Below are 25,512 nucleotides of genomic sequence, written 5' to 3'. Positions count from 1 at the left end.
ACGCGGAGCGTCCGAAGCCGGCATTCCCACGGAGACCATGGGAACGAGAGAATAATTATTTTTAAGTCGTGTAGAATTAATAAATTGCTGTGGTTGCGTCGTTTGCGGTATCGGATTGTTACTCCGCGATCTTGTATTGCCAACCCCGTTCCTTGTACGCGCGGGTCAGGGCTTCGAGGTATTCCGTGCGTCCCCGTTCTGCCCGGTGCTTGATGCGGATCGGACGAAGTTTCGAGCCGTCGTACCCTCCTGAGACCTCCAGGTCGATCGCCGGGGTCTGGCTCGTGTCGTTGCCTTTCCAAACTTTCACCGTCATGTACCAGCCGAGGCCGGTTGCCGAGGGGGAGCCTCCTCCGGCCTCGGCGCATCGGCCCCATGAGTCGGTGCTCTTCGATCGGACGTCGTTCAGGATTGAGGAGGTCACCTCTCTCTGGCTGATCGAGACTTCCCGCGCGGTCTGGCTGCCGATCCGGCTGGCTTGCCATGCGGCAAGGTAGGTGCAGAGGAAAGCTGCCACGACGACGAATAGCATCAGCCAGCGCATTGGGAATTGCATTCGAAGGGACGGCATGAGTGGGCCTCGCCTCGAGGTGTTGATGAGGATGGCCAATCTACGACATGCGGCTCGCACTCGCTATCCTCGGGATCAGTTCTCCGAAGTGGTCAGTCGTTCGATTCCACCTGACACGGGGCGGCAATCGTTTTGCTCTTTCGGTCCTGTGCATACCCAAGTGCTTTGACCGCCAGCCACGTCCCGAAACCCGGTTCTTTCTTCATAACCGGGTTTCTTCGGGATGAGGCGACGACATCCCGAAAGGGGTTCGTCGGGGTCGAGTGGATCAGAAACCCGGTTATGAAGAAGGAACCGGGTTTCGGGAGAGACACTCAAGAGGACGGGCAGAAGACGCGTGGGAGCCCGCACATCGTCTCCAGGTTCGGAGTCGTTGTGCGGGCTCGTGGTAGGATTCGCGCTGGGAGGGACGGCTTCGATCGCGTTATGTCACCTTGTCTTTACCTCACTTCACCTGGCTGAAAATGGATTTGAGCCTCTGCGGCAAGGTGACCGTGGGCGAGTACTGCACGGGGATGAGGTTGTAGACCGGGTATTCGACGTTGTGGAGCGTGCCGCCTGCCCACTCGGCAGTACCGGTCTGGAGCCGATCCTTGATCGTCCCGTTGCGATAGATGCCGTAGAACTTCTCTCGCTCTTCGCCAGGCTTGCCGGGCTCGTCGTTGAACTCGAAGATGGTGTAGCCCATGAGGTTCGTCGAGGTCTTGAGCACGTTTTCGGCGACCTGGGCCTGTTGATCGGCCACGAGTTGCGCCTGCCTCGTCTCGCTGATGTTGAATCGCGACGTGCCGATCTCGGTGATGAAAAGTGGCACGGTCATTTTCGGACCTGGCCACATCTGGGACCACGAGGTACCACTGGGAGTCCCCGTGTCGTACTGCGTGAGCGTGTTCTTCAACTGGTCGCCGGTCTGGAACATGTTCAGCGAATTGAAGAACTTGGTGTTGTACCAGGAGTAGCCGGACAGTCCCTTCACATCGCTCGAGAACTTGCCGGCGGGCCCGTCCGGCTGGGTTCCCGTGGGCACACGGGTCCCTTGTTTGACACCATTGGCGAAGATCTGGAACCATGAGACGGGGTTCGGATTTACCACCTGGTACTGTGATGTCGCATTCGGGGTGGTGGCCCAGGGCGAGCTCACGGTGATCTGAGTGCCGGTGTTGGAGACGATCGTACGCTCCTGGCCGGCTCCCGTGCCCGCGATGATCTTGAGGGTCAGTTGGGCGAAAGAGTTGGGCGTCCAGGCGAGTTTGTTTCTGTCCGGGTTGTTGACGGTTCGGCTTGTGTCATTGAGGGTCGTCGCCCCGTTGCCGCCCGTCGACGTCCCCGAGGACCAGGCGTCGTTCTGGTCGGCGTTGCTGATCGGGATCGTCAGGAACTGGTCCGGTATATTGACCTTGCGCACGTTGACGAGCGCATTCTGGAGGTTCACGACCCACCACATGGTTCGCTGGAGCTTGACCGTGGCGTTGGGACCACCCCCGACTCCCCCCAGTTCAAACTCGTTGCCCACCGAGATCGATCCCACCCCCGGGAGGAGAGTGTACGTCGTTCGACCGCCCTGGCGATGCTCCTGTGTAATGCTGTCGAGGAACTGGCGCAAGGCAACCTTGATCGCATCCGGCGCTTTATCGTAGTTGTAATCCGCAGTCGGGGTGGCCTGTCCCCAGGCGTATTGATTGCTGCTCAAGAAGAAGTTCGAGACGGGGACCATGACGTTCAAGCCAAGCGCTTTGGCGGACTTGAGGAAGACGTCGTGGGCGTCGAATTTGCCCTTGGCCGTCCCGCGGCTGGGGCTCCAGTTGTAGAGCCGCACGAGGTTGTATCCGCCGCCCTGGATCGTCTGCAGGTCATTGCGTCCTTTGTTGCCCGCCATCCCCCAAAGCCCTTTGAATGAGCCGTTGAAGAAGTCGCTGTCTTCGAATTGCGTGTGAGCCACCGCCTTCCACCCAGGCCAGGTCGGGCTGTAGTCGATCCCGTAGACCTTGGGCCCGGAATAGGCGAGGAGTTGCCTCGTCTCGAGCGGTTCGAGTTGAGGCCCCATCGACTTGCGACGGGGAGTCGGTCGTCGCGTCTCGGCAGGGTCGTTCTTCGGGCGGAAGAGTTCGGTGAGCCGGTTCAGGATCATCGGTGTATCTCCAGTGATCGGTGTAGATTCGCCTATGTGGGCATCGGTGCCAGGAGCGTGCCAATTCAACGTGTGTAGGTCATATAGCCACCCCGACATCCCGGGGGCGATGCTTTGGAATGTCGCCGGCCGCGATCGGCGGCCGGGCCGAGGCGAGGGCGCGCGAAGGCCCCTGCCGATCGCCGAGGGCCTAGGGTCGTTCCTCGGTGCGGGGCCTCGGCCGGATGGATCGCGATCTTCGGCGCGTGGGGTCGCCTCGACTCTAAAGGACGTCGACATCCCCGGTCGAGGACGGCCTGACGACCCGGCCCTGCGTCGCACGTCGAAGGACCTCGTCGATCAAGATATCCGTCGCCACTCTCGAAACTCCTTCGGTGCCAATCCGAATGGGGGCCATCCGAGCGCCTGTTGCTCCCCGACATCGGGGTTCCTCACGGAGCTAAAGAATACTGTCCTGATGCGCTGGAAGGCCGACAGGCGAATCGTGATAATCAAAAATATCACCGAAATGGTCCGATGTGGTACATTTTATCGCGGATGGGTCGCCGGCGACTCTCGGGAATCGGTCTTGGCCTCCGAGCATTCGATTACGACCTGGATCGGCAAGCTCCGCGAAGGGGACGGCGCGGCGGCGCGACTCCTGTGGGAGCGCTATTTCGCCAGGCTCGTGACGGTCGCGCGCGATCGGCTCCAGGGGACCTCGCGGCGGGCCGCCGATGAAGAGGACGTGGCCCTCTCCGCGTTCCATAGCTTCTGCCGATCCGTCGAAGACTTCCCCCGGCTCGACAACCGGCAGGATCTCTGGCAGGTCCTCGTGATGCTCACGGCGCGGAAGGCGTACCAGGAGCGTCGTCGGCAGCAGACTCGCAAGCGCGGAGGCACCCACGAAGCCGGCGGCCCCCGCTGCGCCGAAGTCGTCTCTCCCCAGGATTGGGAGCTCGACCAGATCATCGGCGATGAGCCCGACCCGCAGTTCACCGTGATGCTGGCCGAGCACCTCGAAACGCTCTCGAACCTCCTGCCCGACGAGTCCCTGCGCCTCATCGTCCGGATGCGCCTGGAGGGCTATACGAGCGCCGAGGTCGCGACCAACCTGGGGTGCACGGAACGGACCGTCGAGCGGAAGCTGGTCCTGATCCGCAGCTTTTGGGAAAAATCGACGACCCCGTGACGGGCGAGCCCCGGTTTTGGACAGGATACCGTCAGCGACTTCCGACCATTGAGTCCTCCCCTCCATGGATCTGCCGCCGAGGAGATCACCCGAGGCGTGCGGACTTGGTGCCATGCGCGACAGCTCCTTCGATCGTTACATCCAGGCGTCGTTGGAAGCCCAGTACGCCATCGATCAGATCAGTTCGCGGTTCGAGTCGGTCTGGCGTGCGGGGCAGGAACCGGTCATCGAAGACTACCTCGACCGGGTCCCGGTCGTGGATCAGCCCGCGCTCTTTCAAGAGCTCCTCATCCTGGACCTCGCCTACCGCGAGCGCCAGGGGCAGCCCCCGGCGTGGGAGAACTACGGCGCGCGGTTTCCCGCCTTCGCGGCGATCGCCCGCGAAGTGTTCGACGAAGAAGCGAAGCGGCGTGCGTACGCGCAGACGGGGCCCGTCGCCTCGAAGGAAGGGGCCGATTTCCTCGCGTCCACGCCCCGTCCTTCCTCGTCGGCGACGCTCCCCACGCGACGACTGCCCGGCGTGCCCGGCTACGAGGTGCTCGCCGAGATCGGTCGGGGGGGCATGGGGATCGTCTACAAGGCCCGCGACATCCGGCTCAATCGCCTGGTGGCCATCAAGATGATCATGGCCGGCGATTTCGCCTCCGAGCATCACCTCGTCCGATTTCTCGTCGAGGGCGAGACCCTGGCGCGGCTGCACCACCCCAACATCGTCAAGGTCTATGAAGCCGGCCAACATGAGGGACGCCCTTACCTCGCACTCGAACATGTGGAAGGAATCACGCTTTCCGATCGCCTGAAGCAAGGGCCATTGCCACCTCGCACGGCCGCCGTCCTGGTCGAGCGGCTCGCCCTCGCCATGCATTACGCTCACCAGGAGGGGATCGTTCACCGCGACCTGAAGCCGGCGAATATCCTCCTCAAGCGGCTCCAGGAGGACGAGGACGCTCCCTCGCTCGCGAGCTCATCTCTGCCATTCCACCCGATGATCACGGATTTCGGCCTGGCGCGAGGGCTCAACCTCGACGTCAGCCTCACCGAATCCGGGGTCGTGCTGGGGACTCCCAGCTACATGGCCCCCGAGCAGGCCCAGAACAGCAAGCGGCTGGGTCCGACTGTGGACGTGTACGGCCTGGGCGCGATCTTCTACGAGATGCTCGCGGGCCACCCGCCGTTCCGCGCGGACGGTCCCATGCAGACGATCCACGCGGTGATCCAGCAGGAGCCGCCCCGCCTCTCGAAATCCGGCCGAAGCATCCCGGCGGACCTCCAGACCGTTTGCCTCAAATGCCTGGAGAAGGACCCGAGTCGTCGCTACGCCACGGCCGAGGCCCTGGCCAGGGACCTGGCGCATTGGCGAAACGACGAACCGGTCACCGCGCGACCGGTCACGCGTCCGGAACGGATCCGGCAATGGTCCCGCCGCAACCCGCTCCCCGCGGTGCTCGCGGCGACCCTTTCTTTGTCGCTGATCTGCGGATTCGCCGGGAGCAGCACGGCCCTGTTCTATGCCCTACAGGGCTGGCGAGAGGCCGACGACCAACGCGCGAGGGCCGAGCAGGCCCGCGGGAGTGCCGAGCTGCGCCACGGGGAAGCCCAGGCCGCCCAGAACAACGCCGAAACCCAGAGTTACTTCAGCGCGATCGCCCAGGCCCGGCTCGAGTGGCAGCTCAACAACCTCGACGAGAGCGAGGCGGTCCTCGATCACTGCGACCCCGCGCGCCGAGGTTGGGAGTGGCATTATCTCAAGGGGATCCACCACGCCGACCGCCTCACGCTCAAGGCCCACGACCCTTACGTCTGCGGCGTCGCTTACAGCCCCGACGGGCGATACCTCGCGTCCGCCGGGGGGGGCATTCCTTACTACAGTCAAGAAAGCCCGCGCTCGATTCGCCCCGGCGAGGTGAAGCTCTGGGACGCCGCCTCGGGTGCGCCGATCCGGACCCTGTCGGGACACGACAACGTCGTCGCCGCCCTCGCCTTCCCTCCCGACGGCCGTACCGTCGCGGCCATCGACCTCGACGGCAAGGTCGTGGTCTGGGAAATAGCAACCGGCAACATCGTGCAGACCCTTCAGGTCGGCCAGCGGAGCAAGGCTCGCGTCCCGTCGGCGGGACTGGCGTTCAGCCCCGACGGGCAGCGGCTCGCGGCGTTCCTCGTCGAAGACTTCACCCGGAGCACGGTGCGCGTCTGGGACGTCACACCAGGCACTGTCGACGCGGGCCTCACCTTCAAACCCGGGGCCACGATCGCCTGGAATGAATCTCCTTTCGGAAACCTGTCATTCACACCGGACAGCCGTTACATCCTGGGCGGTCTCGACTCGCAATGCCTTTGGGAAGCGGCCACCGGTCGGGAAGTGCGCCGATGGCCCGCGCGAGGCACGCCGTACCTCAGTCCCGACGGCAACCGGCTCGCCAACCTCTCGGACCGAGACGTCGAGCTCCGCGACCCCGAAAGCGGCCAACTCCTGAACGTCCTCAGCGGCCACCAGGCGGCGGTCCTCGCGGTGGCTTTCAGCCGCGACGGCCTGTTCCTCGCCACCGGGGGAGCGGACAAGAGCATCCAGGTTTGGGACCTGACGACCCTCCGGCTGGTCCGGACGTTCCGGGGGCACCACGGGCGCGTGAGTTGCCTCGCCTTCGATCCGGACGGTCGTTACCTCGTCTCGGGAGACCAGCAACCGGGCGAGATCAAGGTCTGGGAGCTCGCTCGGCCGCAAGGATCCGACCAGCTCGCCGGGCATCTGACCCAGAATGTGGGCTTCGCTCGCGGGAGCCGCTACCTGCTCCAGGCCTGCAAGGACGGCCTCGAGGTCTGGGACCTGAACACGCAGAGCCTCGTGAGGGAAGCGTCCCTGGACGCCGCGTCCTCGGGGGTGGACTACCCGACGACCCTGGCGGCCTTCTCGGCCCGGAGCTCGCGCGTCGCCCTCGCGACCAAGGACCGCGCGTCGGTGCAGGTCTGGGACCTGGAGCCCATGCTGGAGGCTCCCGCCAACCGAGAGGCGACACCTCGACTTCTGGCGACCCTCGGCGGGTCGAAGTCCCCGATCGCCCACGTCGCGCTCAGCGAAGACGGCCGGCTCGCCGCCGCCTCGACGACCTCCGCCACGACGGGACGCGAGGTCATGACCTGGGACGTCGCCAAAGGGCAGCGCCTGGTCCAACGGACGCCTTCGGGGCCGCCCTCGAAGGAGCCGGCCGGGCTGGTCGCGCTCAGCCACGATGGTCGGTTCCTGGCCTACGACGACTCACCCGGGCCCCTCGTGCGGGTCGTAGACGCCGCCAACGGCCGGGAGCTCGCGACACTCGCCGGTCACGAAGGCATCCTGAGCGCGTTCCACTTCAGCCCCGATGGCCGAATCTTCGCCACCGCGGAACGCGGAGGACGGATCCTGATCTGGGACACCAGGACCTGGGCCCGACGCGAATTCGTGCCGCTTCAGGGGGCGGCAGGTCTCGAACATTTGAGCATCAGCCCCAACGGCCGACTACTCGCCTCGGCCAACCGCGAGGAAGTCGTCATCTGGGAGCTCTCCCGGGGGCTGAAAGTCCTCGTGCTCCACGGCCAGGGCCCGCGATCGGGCGACGAGCCTTGCCGGCCGAGGATCGCCTGGAGTCCGGACGGACTTGCCCTGGCGGCCGTCAACAGCAATGACACGATCTCGCTTTGGCGGCATCGCCCTGCATTCGTGAATGCCTCCGAAGACCGCGTCGCCGAGACGTCGCGTGCGTTCGACTGGCACGTACGCTGTGCGCAGGAGAGTTGGCCGGAAGGCAAGTACCGAGGGCTCTTGCTCCACACCTCGATCCTGGCCGGGCTCACTCCGGTCGACGCCCACCAGCAACTGCGTCGCGGAGCCCTGCTCGCCAGGGTCGGCCGCTGGGAGGACGCACGCCGGGATTACCTCAAGGCGTTCGAGCCGATGCTCATCACCGATCCGCTGCGCTGGGTCGAGCTCGGCATGCTCCACTTGAAGGCGGGGGACCTCGAGGCCTATCAACACCTTCGCAACCGTGCCGGAGCCCTCTTCGCGACGCCGATCGATCGTCACAAGGCGCGTGCCCTCGCGACGCTCGAGCTCCTCGGCCCCCCGGCCGCCGGCCAAGCGCCGGGCCCGACCTCCCGGGTTCGCCAGTGGCTCGAGCTCAGCGAGGATTCCCCGATGGCTCAAGCCTTCCTGGGGCTGGAGGACCACCGCCGGGGACACTCCGATCGCACCGTCCGTTACCTCGAAGAACAACTGCGCGGCGATCGCTTCAATGAAAGCTCTCGCATGGGCGCCCGCCTCGTGCTGGCCCTCGCCTATCACCGCCTGAACCAGGAAGAGCTCGCCCGCAAGTCGAGGGACGAAGCGGAACGCCTCCTCCGGGAGATCACCAACGGGGTCCCTCCCGATATGCCCGACGGCGTCGTCTCCGTCCACGCCATCTGGCATTGGCTCCCCCTCCAGATCCTCCGGGACGAGGTGGATGCGGCGTTTCGTTGATATGAGTATTTGGAGATTCCTGGCGATCGCCACGTCTGTCATTCACCACGAAGGCACAAAGGGGGAAGATCCCGAAAGAAAGAATTTTCTTCGAACTCTCTATAAGATTCCTATATCCTTTTGTGTTAAATGGCCAAGATCGGTCGATGGGACTGATCTTGGTCACTTCCGTCACCGGTCGGTGTGGTGTCACACCGGCCGGACGATCCACTCCTCGAACCGCGTGCGACCGATCAAGGGAGTGGCCCCCGGATTGAGGCCGAGGTCATCCAGCGCCGTGCCGAAGTAGTGCGCCTGCGGGTCGGCGACCACCGTCCTGGTGTCTCCCTTCGCGGTGAGGAAGCGTCTCACGAAATCGGCGATGGAGAGCGACTCGGGGCCCGCCAACTCGACCATGCCGTTCCTCGGCGGCGCCTCGGCGATTTCGGCCAGGGCGGCCGCCACGTCGTCGGCTGCCAGGGGTTGCATGGGGGCGGTCGGGAGCCGGACCTCGGCTCCGTCCCCGGCGATCCCGCCGAGGAACTCGAAGAACTGCGTCGCCCGGACGATCGTATAAGGGATCTTCGAGGCCTTGATGAGGGCCTCCTGGGCCGCCTTCGCCCGCATGTAGCCGCTGTCCGGCAGCCGGTCGGCCCCGACGACCGACAGGGCGACGTGATGCGCAACCCCAGCGTCCGCCTCCGCGGCGAGGATGTTGCGCCCGGACGTCTCGAAGAACTCCAGAACCGCCTTGTCCTCGAACGAGGGCGAGTTGGTTACGTCGACGACAACCTGGGCCCCCGCGAGGGCCTCGTCCAGCCCCTCTCCGGTGAGCGTGTTCACGCCCGACGACGGAGATGCCGACTCGGCCTCATGGCCCCGCTCGCGCAGCAGGGGGATCAGCTTCTTCCCGATGAGTCCGCTCCCGCCGATGACGATGATCTTCATATGGATCCTCTTGTGTTAGTTTGGTTTTGCGGTCGACTTGCGCACAATTTCAGTATGTGGGGACGCGCCGTTTCCTGCTCAGCCTGGCGGGGCAAGAGTGCCCCACCTACCCAGCGAGCTCCCAACATCCGGTGGGCGGGGCACTCCTGCCCCGCATTTGATTTGAGGGCCGTCCATCGAGGAACGGCTTTGGATTTATTGGACCTGGGCGGCCGACCAACGGGCCAGTTTGTCCGGGTTGACGGTGATGTAAATCGCCTGCACGTCCGCCTCGATGGACAGGGCCATGACGAGGTAGACGGCTCCGTCGGACAGGAGAACGACCCCAGGCGCCCCGTTCACGGGGGTCGGGAGCATCTCGCAATCGCGCCGTTTCTTGCCGAACACGCCGGTGAGGAACCGCGCGACCCGATGCCGTCCTCGGATCACGACCAAGGCGGCCGACACGCGGCCTCCGCCGTCTGAGTGGATCTCGGCGTCTTCCGCCAGCATCCCCTCGACCGCATTCAGGTCGCCCGCCCGGCACGCTTGCAGGAACCGCTCGGCCAGCCCCTCCGCCCGCGACGTCGATGCCGGGAATCGGCGATCCGCATCCAGTCCGAGTCGACGCCGGGCGCGACTGACGATCTGACGGACCGCTGGCTCCGCCTTGCCCACGACCTCGCTGATCTGGGCGTACTCGTAGTCGAACACCGACCGCAGAAGGAAGGCCGCACGCTCGTCCGGCGTCAGCCGCTCCAGGAGCAACAAGAAGGCCTGGGTCAGCGACTCGGACAGCGCGGAATCCTCGATGGCCCCTTGGGTGGCCACGGGCTCCGGCACCCACGGGCCGACATACTCACGACGGCGTCTCGCCCGCAGTCGGTCGATGCAGAGGCGCGTCGTGGTCCGGATCAGGAACCCTTCCGGTGACGACACGCCGCCGGCCGTTTGATAGCGCACGAAGGCGTCTTGCACGGCGTCCTCGGCGTCCGCCACGCTCCCGAGCATCCGGTACGCGACGGACATCATCCGCGACCGCAGGGCGTTCATGTCGTCGGTCATGATGTCCCCAATCGGAAAGTTGCCTTGATCATCATTTCTGGACGGGGATGACGATGTCTTTCACGTCTCGAGGGTGAAGGACCCACGCCATGACTCGGGTTCTCACCCGGCCCGGGTTCCTCGTCACCCGGTGCAAACATCCTTCGGGCTCGTAGAACGTCTCACCCACCTTGAGCCTCTTGGCAGGGTGGTCGTCGATGGCCCATTCGTACTCCCCCTCCAGAATGTAACCGAACGTCGGGCCGGGGTGACGGTGCGGCTCGCCCGCCTGGCCGGGCTCGAGCGTTACCTCGACCGCCGTGGCGTTCGTCTCCTTCCCATTCAACTTCTCGGCGATCTCCCGCACCGCGAGCGGCTTGACCGCCTCGTGCTTCTCCCCGTGCCAGGCCGCGGCCATCCCGGCCGCCCCCAGAACAACCCCGGCCGTCGCCATCAGTGTCTTGTGGGTCATTGCGCCTCCTCCCTCGAAGGTGTCGTACCATCCGACGCCAAGGACGAATGAGCGGGGTCGTTTTGTGACGTGTGACGGAAAAAAGGCGATGACTCGGCATCGGGGTTGGATCTGCCACGGATGGAACACGGACCGGAGCAAACGGATTGATCCGCAGATGACGCAGATTGGCACAGATGAAAAATCTTGGAATGGTTGGAATTTCATCGGCGCCAATTTGCGGATAGTCTTGAGCCTCGTTGCTCTTCGGCCCTATTTTCGAATCAAAACCACGCCGCCATGCTCAAACCGGATTGTCCCCGGGCAGGGCCGAGGCGTTGAGGTCGTCGGGGGTAGGTTTGAGGCCGTCGGATCCTGCCGCGTTCCGGGGTTCACCCAGGACGGCGAGGGTCCAGATGCCGATCGGCAGGCCGAGCAGAAATCCCGGAGTCAGCGGGGCCATCGCGAGGAGGCTCGAAGCCCTCGCCAGGTCGGGCGAGGCTCCATGAAAGAGCCGGATCCCGGCCATCAGGATCACCCCGCCCGCGACCGCGGACGAGACGCACAGCGGCAAGAGTGGCTCGACCTGGGCCGCCGTCAGGGTGGAATACCCGACGTGGAGCTCGCGAACCAGGAGCAGGCCGGCGAAGCCGCAGACGCAGAACACGAGTGCGAGCCAGTTGACCACGCCAATGAGGATGAGGCCTATCGCCGGGCCTCGCGCCAGGGTGCGGTCTTCCTGCGACCCTGGCGCCTCCCCTCGCCAGCCCCAGAATGCGGCGACGCCGCTCGCGACCAGACCCAACTCGGCGATCAACCCGCAGGCCGGGGCCCATCCGCCCTTCGGGAGGCGTTCGACGTCGCTGAAGAACCAGACCAGATAAGGCAGGGTTGTCGCGGCATAGAGCCAGACCCAGTCTCGACTCCGCGCGGATAACCAGGCGACGAAGAAGACGACCGGCGCGCAGACGACGAGCGAAACGGCGAGCCTCGCCGGGCCGGGCGTCCAGGCCCCGAGGAGGTTGTGATAGATCACGTGGAAGCCGAAGAGCATGGCGAGGTAACCCAGCGAGCTCCAATCGCCCATTTCGCCGGAGCTTTCGCTCGACTCGGCTTCCTCGTCGGGCTCGAAGGTCTGGCTGTCGTCCTCGAGCACGGCCCGCGCGGGGCTGACGACCTCGTATTGCTCCTCGGCGAACTCGGAAAGGTCTTTGAGGAGCCGACGGATGGACTGGTAGCGGGCGGCCGGGTCGCGTGCCAGGCAACGTGCGAGGATCTCGTCGAGCGACTCGCATGTGCCGATCCGTTCGGAGAGCAGCTCGTATCGGCCGAACGGCACGTCGCCCGTCAGCAACTCATAGAGGAGTAGGCCGACGGCATAGATGTCGGCGCGGTGATCGACGCTCCGGGGCGACTCGATCTGTTCTGGAGCCATGTAGCGGGGTGTGCCCAGGACTTGCCCGGTGGCCGTCATCCTGTCGTCGATGCCTCCTACGGGCAGGACGAGCTTGGCGAGTCCGAAGTCGACGATCTTGACCCGACCGGCCTGGTCGATGAGGACGTTCCCGGGCTTGATGTCGCGGTGGATGACCCCTCGGGCGTGGGCGTACTGGAGGGCGTCGCACACCTGGAGGATGACACCCAGAGCGGGCTCGGGCTCCCAGGCCCCGCCGCGGAGCCGTTTCTGGAGGTCGGCCCCTTGGACGAACTCCATGACGAGCGAGCAGAGGCCGTCGTCCTCGCCGAAGTCGTGGATCGTGGCGATGTTCGGGTGGTTGAGCTGGGCCATCGCGCGAGCCTCCCGCGCGAAGCGCTGCGCGAACTCGCTCTGCCCGAAGGAGTCCGGCCGGATTAACTTGAGGGCGACCAGACGGTCGAGCTTCTTCTGCCTGGCCCGATACACGACCCCCATCCCCCCCTGCCCGATCGGCTCAAGGATCTCGAGGTCCGGGAACCGCCCGACCAGGCCGTCGGGCGAGAGCGGGTCGGTCTCGAAGGGTCCTCGAGGCGACGGGTGTGGCTCGGTCGGTGCGTCTTCGACCATCGGCTTCAGGAGACAGGCCGGGCAGATCCCCAGCGGGGCGTCGACCGCGATCGTTTCGCCGCATTCCGGGCAGGACGTTGAGGAAACCATGCGACACCCTCCGCCTCCGCCGACTGGACTTGCCTCCCACAACCTCCATTGAAGCAAGACGGGCGGAAGGTTACAGGGCGGGCGAACTTTTCAAGGGACCGAGCGCCGCGAAGAGGTCCCGCAACTCTCGGTCGACCTCCTCGGGGCCGGACACCGTCTGGGAGATCTCCTCGCGAACCGACTCGCGACACCGAGCTCGAAGTCGGTGGACCGCGACCTTGACGGCCCCCTCGCTCATCCCCAGCCGCCCGGCCAGGTCGGCATAAGGCACGGCCCGGTCCCCCGCCAAGGTCGGCCTGAGACGGTCGAAGAGATCCCCTTTGCCCGCCCGTTGATACTCACCTCGGAGCCGGTCCAGCGCCCGCTCGAGGAGCGTCAACGCCCACTGGCGATCGAAGGCTCGCTCCGCGGTCGATTCGTGCGACGGCTCGAGTCCGAAGCGGGACTCGCCCGCGGCGAAGTCGAGCGAGAGAGCGGGACGGCCGCCGCCCCGTTTCACCGCCCGCTCATGATCGCGCCAATTACCCTGGAAATGCTGGAAGGCGGCCAGCAGGAAGGACCGGAATCGCCCTCGCGTCCGATCCGCGGCGGCCAGGTCACCTTTCTCGAGCAGCCGCACGAAGAACGCCTGGGTCAAATCCTGCGCCTGCTCCACCCCAAAGCCGCCGCGTCGAGCATGGGCGTAGAGCGGATACCAGTAGGCTTCAAAGAGCGCGGCGAGGGCCTCGCTCGCCTCGGGCGTTCCACGGCCGCCCGCATTCCGCACGACGCTCCAACGCGTCGTCTGGAAGTGTCGGGGTTCGGCCGTAGGCTCGCGTCGTTTGTCTTCCATCTCCGCATTGTAAAGTCGCTGGGCCCATCCTCGGTAGCCGCTGGATACGGACTGCATATTTGAGCGTCTGTGAAGGCGGTCGATGATTTTTGCATTCGCACCTCGTGGCGCGTAAAGCCTGGGAGGATTCCCCGCAGAATAATCCGCACGATGCACTTGAAATTAGACAGATCGGTCTGTATGATTCGGGCATGGAACGGACAACCTCGAAAGCCCGGCGACGTATCCTCGAAGCGGCCGACCGGCTGTTCTATGAGGAAGGGTTTCGTTCTGTGGGCATCGACCGGATCATCGGCGAGGCGGAGGTCGCCAAGGCCACGCTCTACGTCCACTTCCCGTCCAAAGACGATCTCATCCTGGCCGTCCTTCAGCACAGGGAGCACTCCACCTCGGAGTTCTTTCGCGAGGCGATGGGGCGGCACGCCAAGGCGAAAGGTGCCCTGGGTCCGTTCTTTGCCGCCCTGAGAGAGTGGTTCGAGACGCCGGGCTTCCGAGGTTGTGCCTTCCAGAATGCCGCCGTCGAGCTGGCCGACCCGAAGCATTCGGGGGCCGAGTTCTCCCGAGGGTACAAGCAACGCTTCGGCGAGTTCCTTCGGGGACTCATCGAAGAATCGGTCGGTGGGAAGGCCGTGAGGCTCACACCCGCCGTGTCACTGCTGGTCGAGGGGGCCATCGTGACGGCGGTCATGCAGGGGAAACCCGACGCCGTCGAGGTAGCTCGCGATGCCGCTGCGAGACTGATTTCCGAGGGGGGGGCGTAGCTCTCCTCTTTTTTTCCCCACATCGAAACAGACCAGTCTGTTTGTTTTCAAGGAGCACGATCATGGAACGCGTCACTCCCGTCAACGTCGAGACCGCCGAGGGCAAGGCCAAGCAGTTGCTTGACGCCGTGAAGGCCAAGCTCGGCATCGTCCCCAACATGACCCGCGCGATGGCCGTCTCGCCGTCGGTCCTCGAGGCCTACCTGGGATTCAGCGGCTCCCTGGCCCACGGCGTGCTGCCGGCGGCGGTGCGTGAGCAACTGGCCCTCGATGTCGGCGAGGTGAACCACTGCGATTACTGCGTCTCGGCCCACTCGTACATCGGCAAGAACGTCGCACACCTGAGTGATCAGGATATCTCCGATAGCCGGAAGGGGACGGCGGCCAATGCGAAGACGGCCGCCCTGCTGAAGTTCGCCCGGACCGTGGTCACGAAGCAGGGTGTGGTGGATGATGCCGACGTCGAGGCCGTCCGGGCGGCGGGCTATGGTGACGCGGAGATCGCCGAAGTGGTGGCCCACGTTGCCCTGAACATCTTCACCAACTACTTCAACAACGTGGCAGGCACAGCCATCGATTTTCCCAAGGCCCCGGCACTTGTCTAAGTGTCTATCTCGAAACCCGGATGTTTCTGGAAAACCGGGTCTCTGACGCACTCAACGTCGACGACCCCTCCCGGGATGTCGCCGCCTACTCCACAGAAACCCGGTTCTGTAAGAAAGGACCGGGTTTCGAGACACGGCTTTCGGGACAGACACGAGTTGGAGGCGATCCCATGCGTGCGATCCTCAGGACCGAGTTCGGCGGTCCGGAAGTGCTGGTCATCCGCGAGATCCCGGAGCCGGAGCCGGTGGAGGGACATGCGGTGATCGAGGTCAAGGCGTTCGGCCTCAATCACGCCGAGCTGCACATGCGCAAGGGGGAATGGGCCGAGATTGCGGAGGTCAGCGGCATCGAGTGCGTCGGGGTCGTCAAGTCCTGCCCCGGGGGTGAGTTCGCTCCCGGCTCCAAGGTCGCGGCCCTGATGGGTGGTTTGGGGCGGACGATCAACGGCAGTTATGCCGAGGTCACCCGCGTCCCGGTGACGAACGTGGCAGCCATCGAGTCGAACCTCTCCTGGGCCGAACTCGCCGCAATCCCCGAAACCTACGCCACGGCCTGGACGTGCCTCTTCCGCAACCTGGAACTCACCGCGGGCCAGACGCTGGTCATCCGGGGAGCGACGTCGTCCTTCGGCCAGGCGGCCCTCAACATGGCGGTCAACGCCGGGGCGAGGGTCATCGCCACCACGCGGAGCCGCGAGCGCTTCCCGATGCTCGAGGCCCTGGGAGCCATTCGTGGGGAGGTCGAGGTGCCGGGCCTCTCGAAGCGGATCGGCGGTCAGATCGACGCCGTGCTCGACCTGGTCGGGAACAGCACGATCCTCGACTCACTCTCCATGTTGCGACGTGGCGGGCGTGCCTGCCTGGCCGGTTGGCTCGGCGGCCTCGCTCCGATCGCCGACTTCAACCCGCTGGCGCAGATGGCGAGCGGTGTCTACCTGACCTTCTTCGCCAGCTTCGTGTTCGGAAAACCCGGCTTTCCTCTGTCGGACGTGCCTTTGCCGACGATCGCCGCCGACGTGGAGGCAGGTCGATACAACGCCAAACCGACACGCGTCTTCCGGTTCGAGGACATCCAGGAAGCCCACCGTGTCATGGAGGCGAATGAGGCGGGCGGGAAGCTGGTGGTGGTCGTGTGAGCTGAGATGGGCCTGGCGGCGGGTGGATTTCGGTCCGCGAAAAAATTGATAAAATGAAAATACGGAAAATTGAGATTTTGCAAATCGGTTGGTTCTGGTCGCCTCGGACCTATCGCTTCGAGGTTGGTCGTGGCGGATCTCCCCTCTTGGTGGACTCCTGGCCGAGGATGGTGGCTTCGGCCTCTCGCCGCAGGATTTGATAGATCCAGGCTTCGCGGCTGTCGGTGATCGGCGTCTCCCAGGCATGCGAGCGGATGGCCGTCTCGAGGGACTTGCGTGCCTCGGGGGCTCGGCCCGAGTGGTGTTGGGCCATCGCCGTGATCAGGAGGGGGCATGGGCCCATCACGGGGGCTTCGCCCTGGAGGATCGTGATTGCGGCGTCGAAGCGGCCCAGTCGGTACTCGGCCAGTCCTTTGGCGAAGAGGAAGTAGGGTCGGGCCCAGTCGGTTTGAGGGGTGAGCGTCGCGGCGAGGGCCCGATCGATCGCGGCCGAGGCTTTGTGGGTCTCCTCGGGGGTATCGGGCAGGAGCAGGCAGGCTCGCCCCACCCGTTCGGCGGCCCGAGGATCGGCGAGGTTGGCGGGCCTTTCTTGCAGCTCACGCCTTGCGGCCCGGTAGTCGTCTCGATGGCCGAGGACCAGGCAGAATTCGGCGTAGCCGTCCCGAGCCTCGAGGTCCTCGGGAGAGGCTTCGATCGCCCGGCGCCAGGCCGTGCGGGCGTCCTCGGGACGACCCAGGCGGATCAGCGTGGACCGAAGTCCGGACTGGGCGAAGTTCAGCTTCGGGTCGATCGTGATGGCGGTGGAGTACTCGGTGAGCGCCTCTTCGGGTTTCGAACGGGCCGCAAGGCTTTGGGCCAGTCCGGCGTGGATCAGCGGATTCCTGGGATTGTATTTCAGGCCGGTGCGTAGCTGGTCGATGGCCTCGTCGACCCGGCCGAGGGCCGTGAGCACGAACGCGAGGTTGTGGCAAGGGATCGCGGCCGTCGGGTCGACCCGCAAGGCGAGTCGGTAGTATTCGACGGACTCCTCCCGCCGGCCGGTGGCATACAGGCCATGCGCCATGTTGTTGTAGACGATGGCCGCGTCGGGCCGGATCGTAATGGCCGCCTGCTGGAAGCGGATCGCCTCGCCATACTGACCCGCCCTCGTCAAGACGGCCGCGAGCTCGAGATTCGCCCAGAAGTCGCCCTGATGGGCTTGCTGGACGCGAGTCAGGAGCGGGAGCGGGTCCCCGCCTTGCGCCTTCAAATCTCCGGCGACCGCCAGCATCAGGGTCACGGGCTGGCCGTCCGCGGGGGCGTCCTTGACCAGTCGTTCGAGAGCGGCCCGGCTTTGGCGCGTCTGTGGGTCGCGGGCGTGTTTGGTCCAATCCGCCTGGTCGACGTCCGCGAGTCGAGCGACGCGGAGGAGCCAGGTCTTGCGATCCCAGTGCTCGGCCTGGATGGTCCAGTCGTCGAGGGCGTCGACCAGGGCCGATCGGGCGTTGGACGTCCGAATCCTCGCCGCGACCACTTCCGGATCCTCATCGGGCCCTCCGAACCCGAACTCGCGGAATACCTGGGCGTAGGATTTCTCCGTTTCCCCGGGGTCGAAGACGCCTCCGACCGTCCTGGCCCGACCGAGTCGGACCGCGTCGAGCCTGGCCGCCAGGTCGAGGTCGCGTCGGCCTCGGTCGAGGATGGCACGCATCCGGGTCGATCCTCGTCCGCCGAGTCGGTTCTCCGCCCGTCCGAAGGCGGCCCTCGCTTCGCTCCAGGATCGCCCGCCCATCAAGCCGACCATGTCCCGGAGGTCGCCTCCGGAAGCATTCTCCATCGCCGCCCGCTCGGCCGCGGCCCGTCGCCGCAACTCGACCCGCTCGGCCGACAGTCGCACGCTGACGGCGGCCAGGGACGTCGACAACAGGGCGGCCCCCGCCAGTGTTGCGAACGACCTCGGATGGCGACGCGCCCGCCGCCAGAGTCGTGAGATCCGCCCCTCGGGCTTCGCCTCGATCGCTTCTCCATCGAGGAAGCGACGGAGATCCGCCCCGAGCGCCTCGGCCGAGGAGTACCGCTCGGCCGGTGACTTGCCCAGGCACTTCAGGCAGACGATCTCGAGGTCACGCGGGACCTTGGAGTTCAACCGAGAAGGCGGCGTCGGGTCGGATTGGACGACGAGGCGAATCGTCTCGGCCGGGGTCCCGCCCCGGAAGGGTGGTCGGCCGGTGAGGAGCTCGTAGAGGATCGCGCCCAGGGCATAGACGTCGGCGAGGGGGCCGACGGCCTCCTGGTCCCCCGAGGCCTGCTCCGGGGCCATGTAGCTGGGGGTCCCGATCAGGACCCCGTCCATCGTGAGGCCCGAGGCGTCGTCGAGCCGGCGCGAGAGGCCGAAGTCGCCGACCTTCGGGGTCCCGTCCGGCTCGAGCAGGATGTTCGACGGTTTCAGGTCGCGGTGGATGATCCCGGCCGCATGGGCCGCCCCGATGGCGTCGGAGAGCGCGAGAACAAGGGAGGCCGCCTCGCGAGGGGCCGAGGGCTTCGCCGACTGGGCGAGGTTGCCCCCGGCGACCAGCTCCATCGCGTAGTAGGGGCATTCATCCCAATCGCCGACGTCGTAGATCTGGACGATGTGGGGATGCCGCAGCGCCGCCACGACCTCCGCCTCGCGCTGGAACCGCTCGCGCGACGTCGGCAGGCCTCCCAGCGCCGCGAGCTTGATGGCGACGGGCCGGTTCAGCCGCAGGTGGCGTGCCCGGTAGACGACGCCCATCCCGCCTCGGCCGAGTGGCCCCTCGAACTCGTATCCCGGGATTTTCGGAGAGGCGTCCGATGTCCGCGGATCCGCCCAGATCCTGACGTCCCCGTGTTCGGGGGGCATCACGGCGTTGAGCTCAGCTTCGAGCCGCCGGATCTGTTGCCAACGCTCCCGCACCTCGGGCAATAGCTCCGGGCAGGCGACGCAGACCTCCTCCGGAGTCCTGCCCGAATCGAACAGCTCGTCGAGCAGGGCGTCGACCCGTTCGTCCATCGCCACGTCGGCTCCCCCCGTTTGATCGCGATGTCGCGACGACCGTTGGCGTCAGGCGTCCTCGGCTTCGGTGCCCCGACGATCGTCGGCCTCTCCCGCAGGCCCCAGGTCGACGAGGGCCTCGGCGAGGCGGGCCAGGCCCTTGCGCAGCCTTCGCTTCGCCGTCGATTCCGAGACCTTCATGACGTCCGCGGCCTCGGGCATGGTCATCCCCTGGATGCGGATCAGGTCGAACACCTCGCGTTCCTCGTCGGGCAGGTCGTCGATCGCCGCGAGCATCCTGCGGCCGTCCATCGTGAGCCCGGACTCGCTCTCGGGCGGGCCGGGGAACCGGTCGTCTCCCAACTCCAACGAGGTCGGACGCTCATCCAAGCGTCGGGCCAGGTCATTCAGCTCCCAGCGCATGTGCTGGCTCGCGAGCGCGAAGTAGGCCCGGACGTTCGCGGGGCGGGCCTCGCGGAGTGCCTTCATCAGCCGTTCCGCGACGGAGCCGAGCAGCTCCTCGGCCTCGAGGTTCAGCGGAGGCCGCATCAGTCGCGGGTAGCTCCGCGTCAGGAACAGGACGCAGAGCCGTTGGAGCCGGCGGGCCGACCGGCCCAGGAGCTCGCGGACGATCGGTTCCGAAGGAGTGTCGGCCGCGAGCTCGTCGAGGTATCGCTGGACGACGAGGGTGGTGGGTTCATGCTCCATGGCGTCTCCCGGACGCGACTTGCGTCACGCAACTCGATTATATCCCCGACCCTGAACCCCCGCCACGCTCAGGTAGATAGCGGGCCGATCCGGCCTTCCTCGATTCAGGAGCTCCTGCCAATGTCCACCCCGATCCACAGCCTGCTCACGCCCGAGAACTGCACGGTCGTCTTCATCGACCACCAGCCCCAGATGACCTTCGGGGTGACGAGCATCGACCGTCAGGCCCTGCTCAACAACACGATCGGGCTGGCCAAGGCCGCCAGGGTATTCGACGTCCCGGTGATCCTGACCACGGTCGAGACCGAGTCCTTCAGCGGCGCCATGTGGCCGCAGCTCACCGAGCTCTTCCCGGGCAATAAACTCTTCGAACGCACCTCGATGAACGCCTGGGAGGACCGGCCGTTCGTCGCCGAGGTCGAGCGCCTCGGGCGCAAGAAGCTGGTCATCGCCGCCCTCTGGACCGAAGTCTGCCTGGCGTTCCCGGCGATCCAGGCGATGGCGGCTGGGTATGAGGTCTATGCCGTCGACGACGCGAGCGGCGGCACCAGCGAAGTCGCCCACCGCTGCGCAATGCAGCGGGTCGTCCAGGCGGGGGCCGTCCCGGTCACCTGGCAGCAGGTCATGCTCGAGCTCCAGCGCGACTGGGCACGTCGCGAGACCTACGACGCCGTGATGCAGATCGTGCTGGAACACTCCGGGGCCTATGGCCAGGGAGTCGAGTACGCCTACACGATGGTCCACAAGCAGTCGCCGATGGGCCAACGGTATGGGGCGGCGAAGCGGGACGTCGCGAAGCCCTGACGCCAACCGCACCAGGCCGACGTGTTCGTCGGCGGCACCCCTCACCTCAACCGCCGGAGCGTTCGCGTGATCACCATCGACCGGGACGATCCCGCCTTCCCCAGACTCAATTCGGCCGAGGTCGAGCTGCTCCGAGCCCTCGGCGAGTCGGTCGAGTTCGCCGACGGCGCGGTCATCTTCCGGCCCGGCGAGGCCGAGCTCGACCTGTTCGTCGTCGAGGGCGGGGCGATCGAGATCCGCAACCCCGCCGACGGCGACGTCATCGTCACGACCCACGGGCCGGGCGAGTTCGCGGGCGACATCGACCTCCTCACAGGCCGGCCGATCATCGTCGAGGGCATCGCCCGGGGCATCACCAGGCTCCTTCGGGTCTCCCACTCGCGGCTCCGGTCGATCCTCAACCGGGTGCCGAGCTTCGGCGAGAAGCTCATCGTCGCGGTGGAGCTGAGGCGCGCGGCCCTCGCCCGCACCGGGAAGCTTGGCCTCCAGGTCGTCGGTCCTCGTCATTGCAAGAGCACGAATCTTGCCAAGGAGTTCCTGCACAAGAACTTTGTCCCGTTCACCTGGGTCGATTCCGAGTCGCCCGAAGGCGTCTCGGCCCTGGCCGCCCACGGGCCCGACTGTCCCACCCCGCTCGTGGCGTGCGGGCCGGGCGTGGTGCTCAAGGCCCCGCCACTCCGAGAGCTCGCACGCTCGGCCGACACCTGGCGGCCCAGCCCGTCGGGCGTGGTCGACCTCGCGGTCGTCGGGGCCGGGCCCGCCGGGATCTCGGCCGCGGTGTATGCGTCGTCCGAAGGACTCTCCACCTTGCTGATCGACCGCCTCGGCCCTGGCGGCCAGGCGGGGGGTTCGTCGAAGATCGAGAACTTCATCGGCTTCCCCGCCGGCCTGAGCGGGGCCGAGCTCGCGACCCGCGGCGTCTTGCAACTGCTCAAGTTCGGCGCCCGGATGGTCGCGCCCGCGGAGGTCCAGGGGCTCGACGTTCCCGAGAACCCTGGAGAGCCTTTCACCCTCGCCCTCGACGGTGAGGATCGCATCCAGGCGAAGGTCGTCCTCGTCGCGACCGGCGTCCGTTGGCGCAAGCTGCCGGCGAAGGACGCCGACCGATTCGAGGGCGTGGGGGTGCATTACGTCTGCACGGCCATCGAGGCCACGCTCTATGACCACCTCGACGTCGCCATCGTCGGGGCGGGGAACTCGGCGGGACAGGCGGCGGTGTATCTCGCCGAAACCTGCCGGGAGCGTTGCGTCCACCTGATCGTCCGAAGCAGGCTCGGGCGGGGGATGTCCGAATATCTCTTGAGCCGCGTCCGAGGGCTCCGGAACATCGTCGTCCACGAGGGGGCGGAGATCGTCGAACTCGGGGGCCACGACCGCCTGGAATGGATCGACCTTGTCGGTGGGCCGTCGGCCATGCCGGGACGGGTCAGGGTCTCCGGTGCCTTCGTCTTCATCGGCGCGGATCCCGAGGCTGTCTGGCTCCCCGACGGCCTGACGAGAGACGACCGAGGGTACATCCTCACCGGCGTGGATGCCGCCAACTCCGGCCGCTGGCCTCGAGCCGACCGCGGCCCCTGCCCGCTCGAGACCACGATCCCCGGAGTGCTCGCCGCGGGCGACATCCGCTCCGGCTCCACCAAACGCGTGGGCTTCGCCGTGGGCGATGGCTCGCTCGCGGTGACCTGCGTCCATCAACTGCTCGCTTGCGAGACGCCGAGTCCTCGAACCGACGAGGCGGTCATCGAGCGGGCGATTCGGGCGCAAGTGGGGGCATTGACGGAAGCCCGAGCCCGGCTTTGACGGCCAATCCGGGCTGCCGGGGAGACACTCACTGCGACCCCTCGAGGATGGCTTTCACGTCCCCAAGGTCCTTCGACTCGCCAGGCGCGATCCGGAGGCCTTTGAATGCCGATCCCAGGATTCGACCCCCCTGGGCGGCGACCCTCCCTTCGTAGGCGAGGCCGGGGACGAGCCCTTCGACCGTAAATCGGCCCTCGCGGTCGACGGGGATGTCGTTGCGGAATCGGCCATCGTCATGGTTCGGGTTCGATCGGATGTAGCGGCCGATCAGGAAGACCTTGGTGAGGGGCTCCCCTTCGTGGTCGACGATCCGGCCTCGGATCGAACCCCAGGGTTGGAGTTGGACGGTGACCGTGCCCTCCGCGATGTCAGAGACCAGCGCGGTGCCGGCGAGCTTCCGACCCGCGTGGGAGAAGACGACCCGACGGGGTTTGCCCGGCTCGAGGCCGACCACCTGGAACTGCGCCTCGCGCGGGGTGGTGCCCCACGAGGTCTCCGACTCGAGACCCTCCGCCAGGGTCCCGGTGACCGGCCGGCCGTCGGGGTCGACGACCGTCCCCGACCGAATCCGTCCGGGGTCGAGTTGGAGGTCACGGGTGATCGAGGACTCTTCAGGGTTGCTGTCGATCTCGACGAACGCGTCATAGCTATTGATGACGCAGTCGCGCGGTAGGGCCGGGAAGATCTCGGGACCCTGGCCATTCCGCTGAACTCGACCCTTGATGTGGTCGGCCCCGACGCCCTTGAGGTAACCGCCGGAGAGCGAACCGGCGGCGAGCAGGCCCCGGCCGGGGAGGGCCAGGAGCTCGAAACGACCGTCGCGCTTGGTCCAGGTGCCCGAGTCGGTCAGACCGTAGTTGGGAAAATCCTTGAGGTGGGGGTTGTCCGGGAAGGTGAAGGACTCCACTCGGGCGATCACTGGGCGACCCGTGGCCTTGTCGAGGAGGCGGCCTCGGACCCGGATCCCTCGCTTCATCGCGAAGTCGAACGTTTGGACGTCAAGGCCGGGGGTGTCGCCGGGAACCTTGAGATAGGCGTCGGGATAGAGACGCCCGTCGGGTGTGGTGGCCACGAGCCGGTATTCGGCCGCCCTGGGTAGTCCGGTCAACCGATAGTGTCCCTCGGCGTCGGATGTGGCCGCCGGTCCGACCGGGACGTGTCCCTCAAACCCCTCGTAAGCGTGGCCTCGGATCCGGACGCCGGGGAGTGGGCGGCCGGTGTCCCTGTCCCGAACGACGCCGGCGATCGGCTTGGTCGGCGACACGGCGAGCTCGACCCGGGCATCATGGTACAGGATTTCCTTCTCCGTGCTCCGGAGCTGGGGCTTCGAGCGGACGTCGTCACCGAGACGCGTCGTGGCCCAGAACGAGGTCGTCTCGATCGTCGACCCTGACACCGTCAGCGCGACGAGCCGATCACGACCGGCCCCCTTCACGAAGAATCGGCCGTCGGGGCCTGTCGCCCTCGTTGTCGAGAATGCCAGGCCCTCGAACCCCCCTTGCCAAGGGGATCGGACGTTCCCCCGTGCGACTTGGTCGAGCCAGGCCGAGAGCGGACCCGTCGGGATCCACACCGATTCGGTCGTCACCTGGGCTCCAGCCACCGGCCGTCCCTCGAGGTCGACGATGGTGCCTTCGATCGGCACGTCATCCGCCCGTAGCCGCAGGGTCACGCCCCGACTCAGATCGGGTTGGGAGCCGAGTCTCGCCGAGGTCGGTCCAGAACCTTCGGCCTTCGCGGTGATCGACGGAGGTGGGCCGGGCACATCGAAGGCAGACCGAGGCGCCTGAAGGGTGAACCGGCCGTCGGGGCCGGTCGAGGTCCGCAAATCAGGGCTTTCGATGCCGGGCGGCCGATCGAAGAGGACTTGGACCAAAGCCCCGTCGACCGGACGCCCGTCGGGTCCGATGACTGTCCCCGTCAGGGGTATTGAGGCTTCAGCAACTCCCGAAGGCGTCACTGAGTTGACGTCGCGGCCCTTGGCGGAGGCTTGGGGCGTGGTCTTGGAGTGGGGTGGGGCATCCTGGCTCTCAAACCCGCTGGCCCACGCCAGCAGGCCCGTCGTGGCGCCAAGGGCCACGCCAACGGAGAGGACGAGCGCAAGGACTGGTTTGAGGCGTGAAACCCAAAGGCCCTCGGCAACCCGTTCGCTCAGGGCGAAGGCCGTCGAGGCGAGGTCAACGGCTTGCCCTGCCGCGAGCCCAGAGGCGGCCCGGAAGGTCGCGACGACCCCGGAGAGCGGGACCGTCGATGCCTGGGAAGGCCCGGTGTCGACCAGAAGACCGCCCGTGAGTGCGAACCCTCGACGGACCAGGCGCGTCCGCAAGAGGTGCCGGCCCCTGGCGACCCGACCGCGGATTGACCCGACCGACCATCCCAGGTGTTCGGCCGCCTGAGCATGCGACATCTGCTCGAGATGGCAGAGGACGATCGGGGCACGGTATTTCTCCGGAAGCCGGTCGAGCTCCTCGTGGAGGACAGGGATGTCGTCGCGAGTCGAGCTTGAACCGTGTCCGGACGAAACCCCCAGCTCCACGGCCCGACGCTCGAGGATTCGCCGCCTCGCGAGATCCTCATTCGCCTGGAGCGCAATCCGGAAGGCGACTCGATGGAGCCACCCACCGAGCGAACCGTCGACCTGGAGCCCACGGGCCTTTCGGACGAGGACAAGGAACGTGGCCTGGAACGCATCCTGCGCGTCATTCGGATCCCTCAGGACACCCTTGCAAACGGAAAGCACCATCGTCCCGTGACGTTCGACCAGGGTCGTGAACGCCGCCTCATCCCCGGACGAAGCAAAGCGATCGAGGAGATCGGCGTCGCCGCGGTCGGCGTACGTCCGACCGTGGTAGACTCGTTGGATCTGCCGAACGACCGCCCCGAAATGTTCGCCCGCCATGAGCCAGAACTCCCACCCGACGCCGATCGAACGCTCGTCACCACATCATTAAAAAGGGGGAAGGACAGAACCTCGACG

General features: G+C 66.3%; 17 protein-coding genes. 7 read left to right on the top strand and 10 right to left on the bottom strand.

Translation table 11 applies throughout. From position 1 onward, the window contains the following. Positions 1-118: 118 nt before the first annotated feature. Both ACYOEI_RS27595 and ACYOEI_RS27590 read right to left on the bottom strand, forming a co-directional pair. Complete coding sequence (locus ACYOEI_RS27595; RefSeq protein WP_462852870.1) at positions 119-571, bottom strand: hypothetical protein; 453 nt, start codon at positions 569-571, stop codon at positions 119-121. Positions 572-1,016: 445 nt separating this feature from the next. Then, positions 1,017-2,699, bottom strand: coding sequence for a hypothetical protein (locus ACYOEI_RS27590; RefSeq protein ID WP_462852869.1), 1,683 nt, complete (start codon positions 2,697-2,699; stop codon positions 1,017-1,019). A gap of 568 nt (positions 2,700-3,267) precedes the next feature. Here ACYOEI_RS27590 and ACYOEI_RS27585 point away from each other — a divergent pair. Both ACYOEI_RS27585 and ACYOEI_RS27580 read left to right on the top strand, forming a co-directional pair. Continuing rightward, a complete protein-coding gene (locus ACYOEI_RS27585) occupies positions 3,268-3,870 on the top strand; it encodes an ECF-type sigma factor (RefSeq protein WP_462852868.1) in 603 nt (200 codons plus the stop codon). A 112-nt stretch (positions 3,871-3,982) separates the two neighbouring features. Next, positions 3,983-8,362: a protein kinase domain-containing protein gene (locus ACYOEI_RS27580; protein WP_462852867.1), complete on the top strand. Its 4,380-nt coding sequence runs from the start codon at positions 3,983-3,985 to the stop codon at positions 8,360-8,362. Positions 8,363-8,551: 189 nt separating this feature from the next. Here ACYOEI_RS27580 and ACYOEI_RS27575 read toward each other — a convergent pair whose 3' ends face one another. The 5 genes from ACYOEI_RS27575 to ACYOEI_RS27555 all read right to left on the bottom strand — a co-directional run bounded on the left by ACYOEI_RS27575 (position 8,552) and on the right by ACYOEI_RS27555 (position 13,729). Then, entirely contained in the window at positions 8,552-9,289 is a 738-nt protein-coding gene (locus ACYOEI_RS27575) for an SDR family oxidoreductase (protein ID WP_462852866.1), read from the bottom strand. A 195-nt stretch (positions 9,290-9,484) separates the two neighbouring features. Further along, the gene (gene sigJ / locus ACYOEI_RS27570; protein ID WP_462852865.1) at positions 9,485-10,333 is read right to left on the bottom strand and encodes an RNA polymerase sigma factor SigJ; all 849 of its coding nucleotides are present in this window, start codon (positions 10,331-10,333) and stop codon (positions 9,485-9,487) included. 31 nt (positions 10,334-10,364) lie between these two features. Further along, complete coding sequence (locus ACYOEI_RS27565; protein ID WP_462852864.1) at positions 10,365-10,784, bottom strand: cupin domain-containing protein; 420 nt, start codon at positions 10,782-10,784, stop codon at positions 10,365-10,367. 283 nt (positions 10,785-11,067) lie between these two features. Then, positions 11,068-12,897: a serine/threonine-protein kinase gene (locus ACYOEI_RS27560; protein ID WP_462852863.1), complete on the bottom strand. Its 1,830-nt coding sequence runs from the start codon at positions 12,895-12,897 to the stop codon at positions 11,068-11,070. Positions 12,898-12,967: 70 nt separating this feature from the next. Further along, positions 12,968-13,729, bottom strand: coding sequence for an RNA polymerase sigma factor (locus ACYOEI_RS27555; RefSeq protein WP_462852862.1), 762 nt, complete (start codon positions 13,727-13,729; stop codon positions 12,968-12,970). Positions 13,730-13,920: 191 nt separating this feature from the next. Here ACYOEI_RS27555 and ACYOEI_RS27550 point away from each other — a divergent pair, with 191 nt between their 5' ends. From ACYOEI_RS27550 to ACYOEI_RS27540, 3 genes are all read left to right on the top strand, one after another. Further along, positions 13,921-14,490 (top strand): TetR/AcrR family transcriptional regulator, encoded by a 570-nt coding sequence (locus ACYOEI_RS27550; protein ID WP_462852861.1) that lies wholly within the window; start codon positions 13,921-13,923, stop codon positions 14,488-14,490. Positions 14,491-14,552: 62 nt separating this feature from the next. Beyond that, complete coding sequence (locus ACYOEI_RS27545; RefSeq protein ID WP_462852860.1) at positions 14,553-15,095, top strand: carboxymuconolactone decarboxylase family protein; 543 nt, start codon at positions 14,553-14,555, stop codon at positions 15,093-15,095. Between the two features lie 170 nt (positions 15,096-15,265). Next, positions 15,266-16,231: a zinc-binding alcohol dehydrogenase family protein gene (locus tag ACYOEI_RS27540; RefSeq protein ID WP_462852859.1), complete on the top strand. Its 966-nt coding sequence runs from the start codon at positions 15,266-15,268 to the stop codon at positions 16,229-16,231. A gap of 109 nt (positions 16,232-16,340) precedes the next feature. On the opposite strand, the gene ACYOEI_RS27535 is transcribed toward ACYOEI_RS27540, so the two are convergent. Together ACYOEI_RS27535 and ACYOEI_RS27530 are read right to left on the bottom strand one after the other, a co-directional pair. After that, positions 16,341-19,241 carry a protein kinase domain-containing protein gene (locus tag ACYOEI_RS27535; protein WP_462852858.1) on the bottom strand — a complete coding sequence of 967 codons (2,901 nt, stop codon included), beginning with the start codon at positions 19,239-19,241 and terminating at the stop codon, positions 16,341-16,343. A gap of 51 nt (positions 19,242-19,292) precedes the next feature. Next, the gene (locus ACYOEI_RS27530; protein WP_462852857.1) at positions 19,293-19,931 is read right to left on the bottom strand and encodes an RNA polymerase sigma factor; all 639 of its coding nucleotides are present in this window, start codon (positions 19,929-19,931) and stop codon (positions 19,293-19,295) included. A gap of 120 nt (positions 19,932-20,051) precedes the next feature. Here ACYOEI_RS27530 and ACYOEI_RS27525 point away from each other — a divergent pair, with 120 nt between their 5' ends. Then, positions 20,052-20,735 (top strand): hydrolase, encoded by a 684-nt coding sequence (locus tag ACYOEI_RS27525; protein ID WP_462852856.1) that lies wholly within the window; start codon positions 20,052-20,054, stop codon positions 20,733-20,735. Between the two features lie 66 nt (positions 20,736-20,801). Further along, entirely contained in the window at positions 20,802-22,535 is a 1,734-nt protein-coding gene (locus tag ACYOEI_RS27520) for an FAD-dependent oxidoreductase (protein WP_462852855.1), read from the top strand. A 28-nt stretch (positions 22,536-22,563) separates the two neighbouring features. Here the strand turns inward: ACYOEI_RS27520 and ACYOEI_RS27515 are convergent, their stop codons facing one another. Then, positions 22,564-25,434 carry a sigma-70 family RNA polymerase sigma factor gene (locus ACYOEI_RS27515; protein ID WP_462852854.1) on the bottom strand — a complete coding sequence of 957 codons (2,871 nt, stop codon included), beginning with the start codon at positions 25,432-25,434 and terminating at the stop codon, positions 22,564-22,566. Between the last annotated feature and the right edge of the window lie 78 nt (positions 25,435-25,512).

It is taken from the genome of Singulisphaera rosea (assembly GCF_054877945.1).
The sequence above is the reverse complement of the archived record's forward strand: the minus strand, read 5'-3'. Positions and strand labels throughout refer to the sequence as shown.

Coding starts and splice junctions, on each gene's coding strand:
- ACYOEI_RS27595 (WP_462852870.1), bottom strand. CDS start 571: ATGCCGTCCCTTCGAATGCAATTCCCAATGCGCTGGCTGATGCTATTC.
- ACYOEI_RS27590 (WP_462852869.1), bottom strand. CDS start 2,699: ATGATCCTGAACCGGCTCACCGAACTCTTCCGCCCGAAGAACGACCCT.
- ACYOEI_RS27580 (WP_462852867.1), top strand. CDS start 3,983: ATGCGCGACAGCTCCTTCGATCGTTACATCCAGGCGTCGTTGGAAGCC.
- ACYOEI_RS27575 (WP_462852866.1), bottom strand. CDS start 9,289: ATGAAGATCATCGTCATCGGCGGGAGCGGACTCATCGGGAAGAAGCTG.
- sigJ (WP_462852865.1), bottom strand. CDS start 10,333: ATGACCGACGACATGAACGCCCTGCGGTCGCGGATGATGTCCGTCGCG.
- ACYOEI_RS27565 (WP_462852864.1), bottom strand. CDS start 10,784: ATGACCCACAAGACACTGATGGCGACGGCCGGGGTTGTTCTGGGGGCG.
- ACYOEI_RS27560 (WP_462852863.1), bottom strand. CDS start 12,897: ATGGTTTCCTCAACGTCCTGCCCGGAATGCGGCGAAACGATCGCGGTC.
- ACYOEI_RS27555 (WP_462852862.1), bottom strand. CDS start 13,729: ATGGAAGACAAACGACGCGAGCCTACGGCCGAACCCCGACACTTCCAG.
- ACYOEI_RS27550 (WP_462852861.1), top strand. CDS start 13,921: ATGGAACGGACAACCTCGAAAGCCCGGCGACGTATCCTCGAAGCGGCC.
- ACYOEI_RS27545 (WP_462852860.1), top strand. CDS start 14,553: ATGGAACGCGTCACTCCCGTCAACGTCGAGACCGCCGAGGGCAAGGCC.
- ACYOEI_RS27540 (WP_462852859.1), top strand. CDS start 15,266: ATGCGTGCGATCCTCAGGACCGAGTTCGGCGGTCCGGAAGTGCTGGTC.
- ACYOEI_RS27535 (WP_462852858.1), bottom strand. CDS start 19,241: ATGGACGAACGGGTCGACGCCCTGCTCGACGAGCTGTTCGATTCGGGC.
- ACYOEI_RS27530 (WP_462852857.1), bottom strand. CDS start 19,931: ATGGAGCATGAACCCACCACCCTCGTCGTCCAGCGATACCTCGACGAG.
- ACYOEI_RS27525 (WP_462852856.1), top strand. CDS start 20,052: ATGTCCACCCCGATCCACAGCCTGCTCACGCCCGAGAACTGCACGGTC.
- ACYOEI_RS27515 (WP_462852854.1), bottom strand. CDS start 25,434: ATGGCGGGCGAACATTTCGGGGCGGTCGTTCGGCAGATCCAACGAGTC.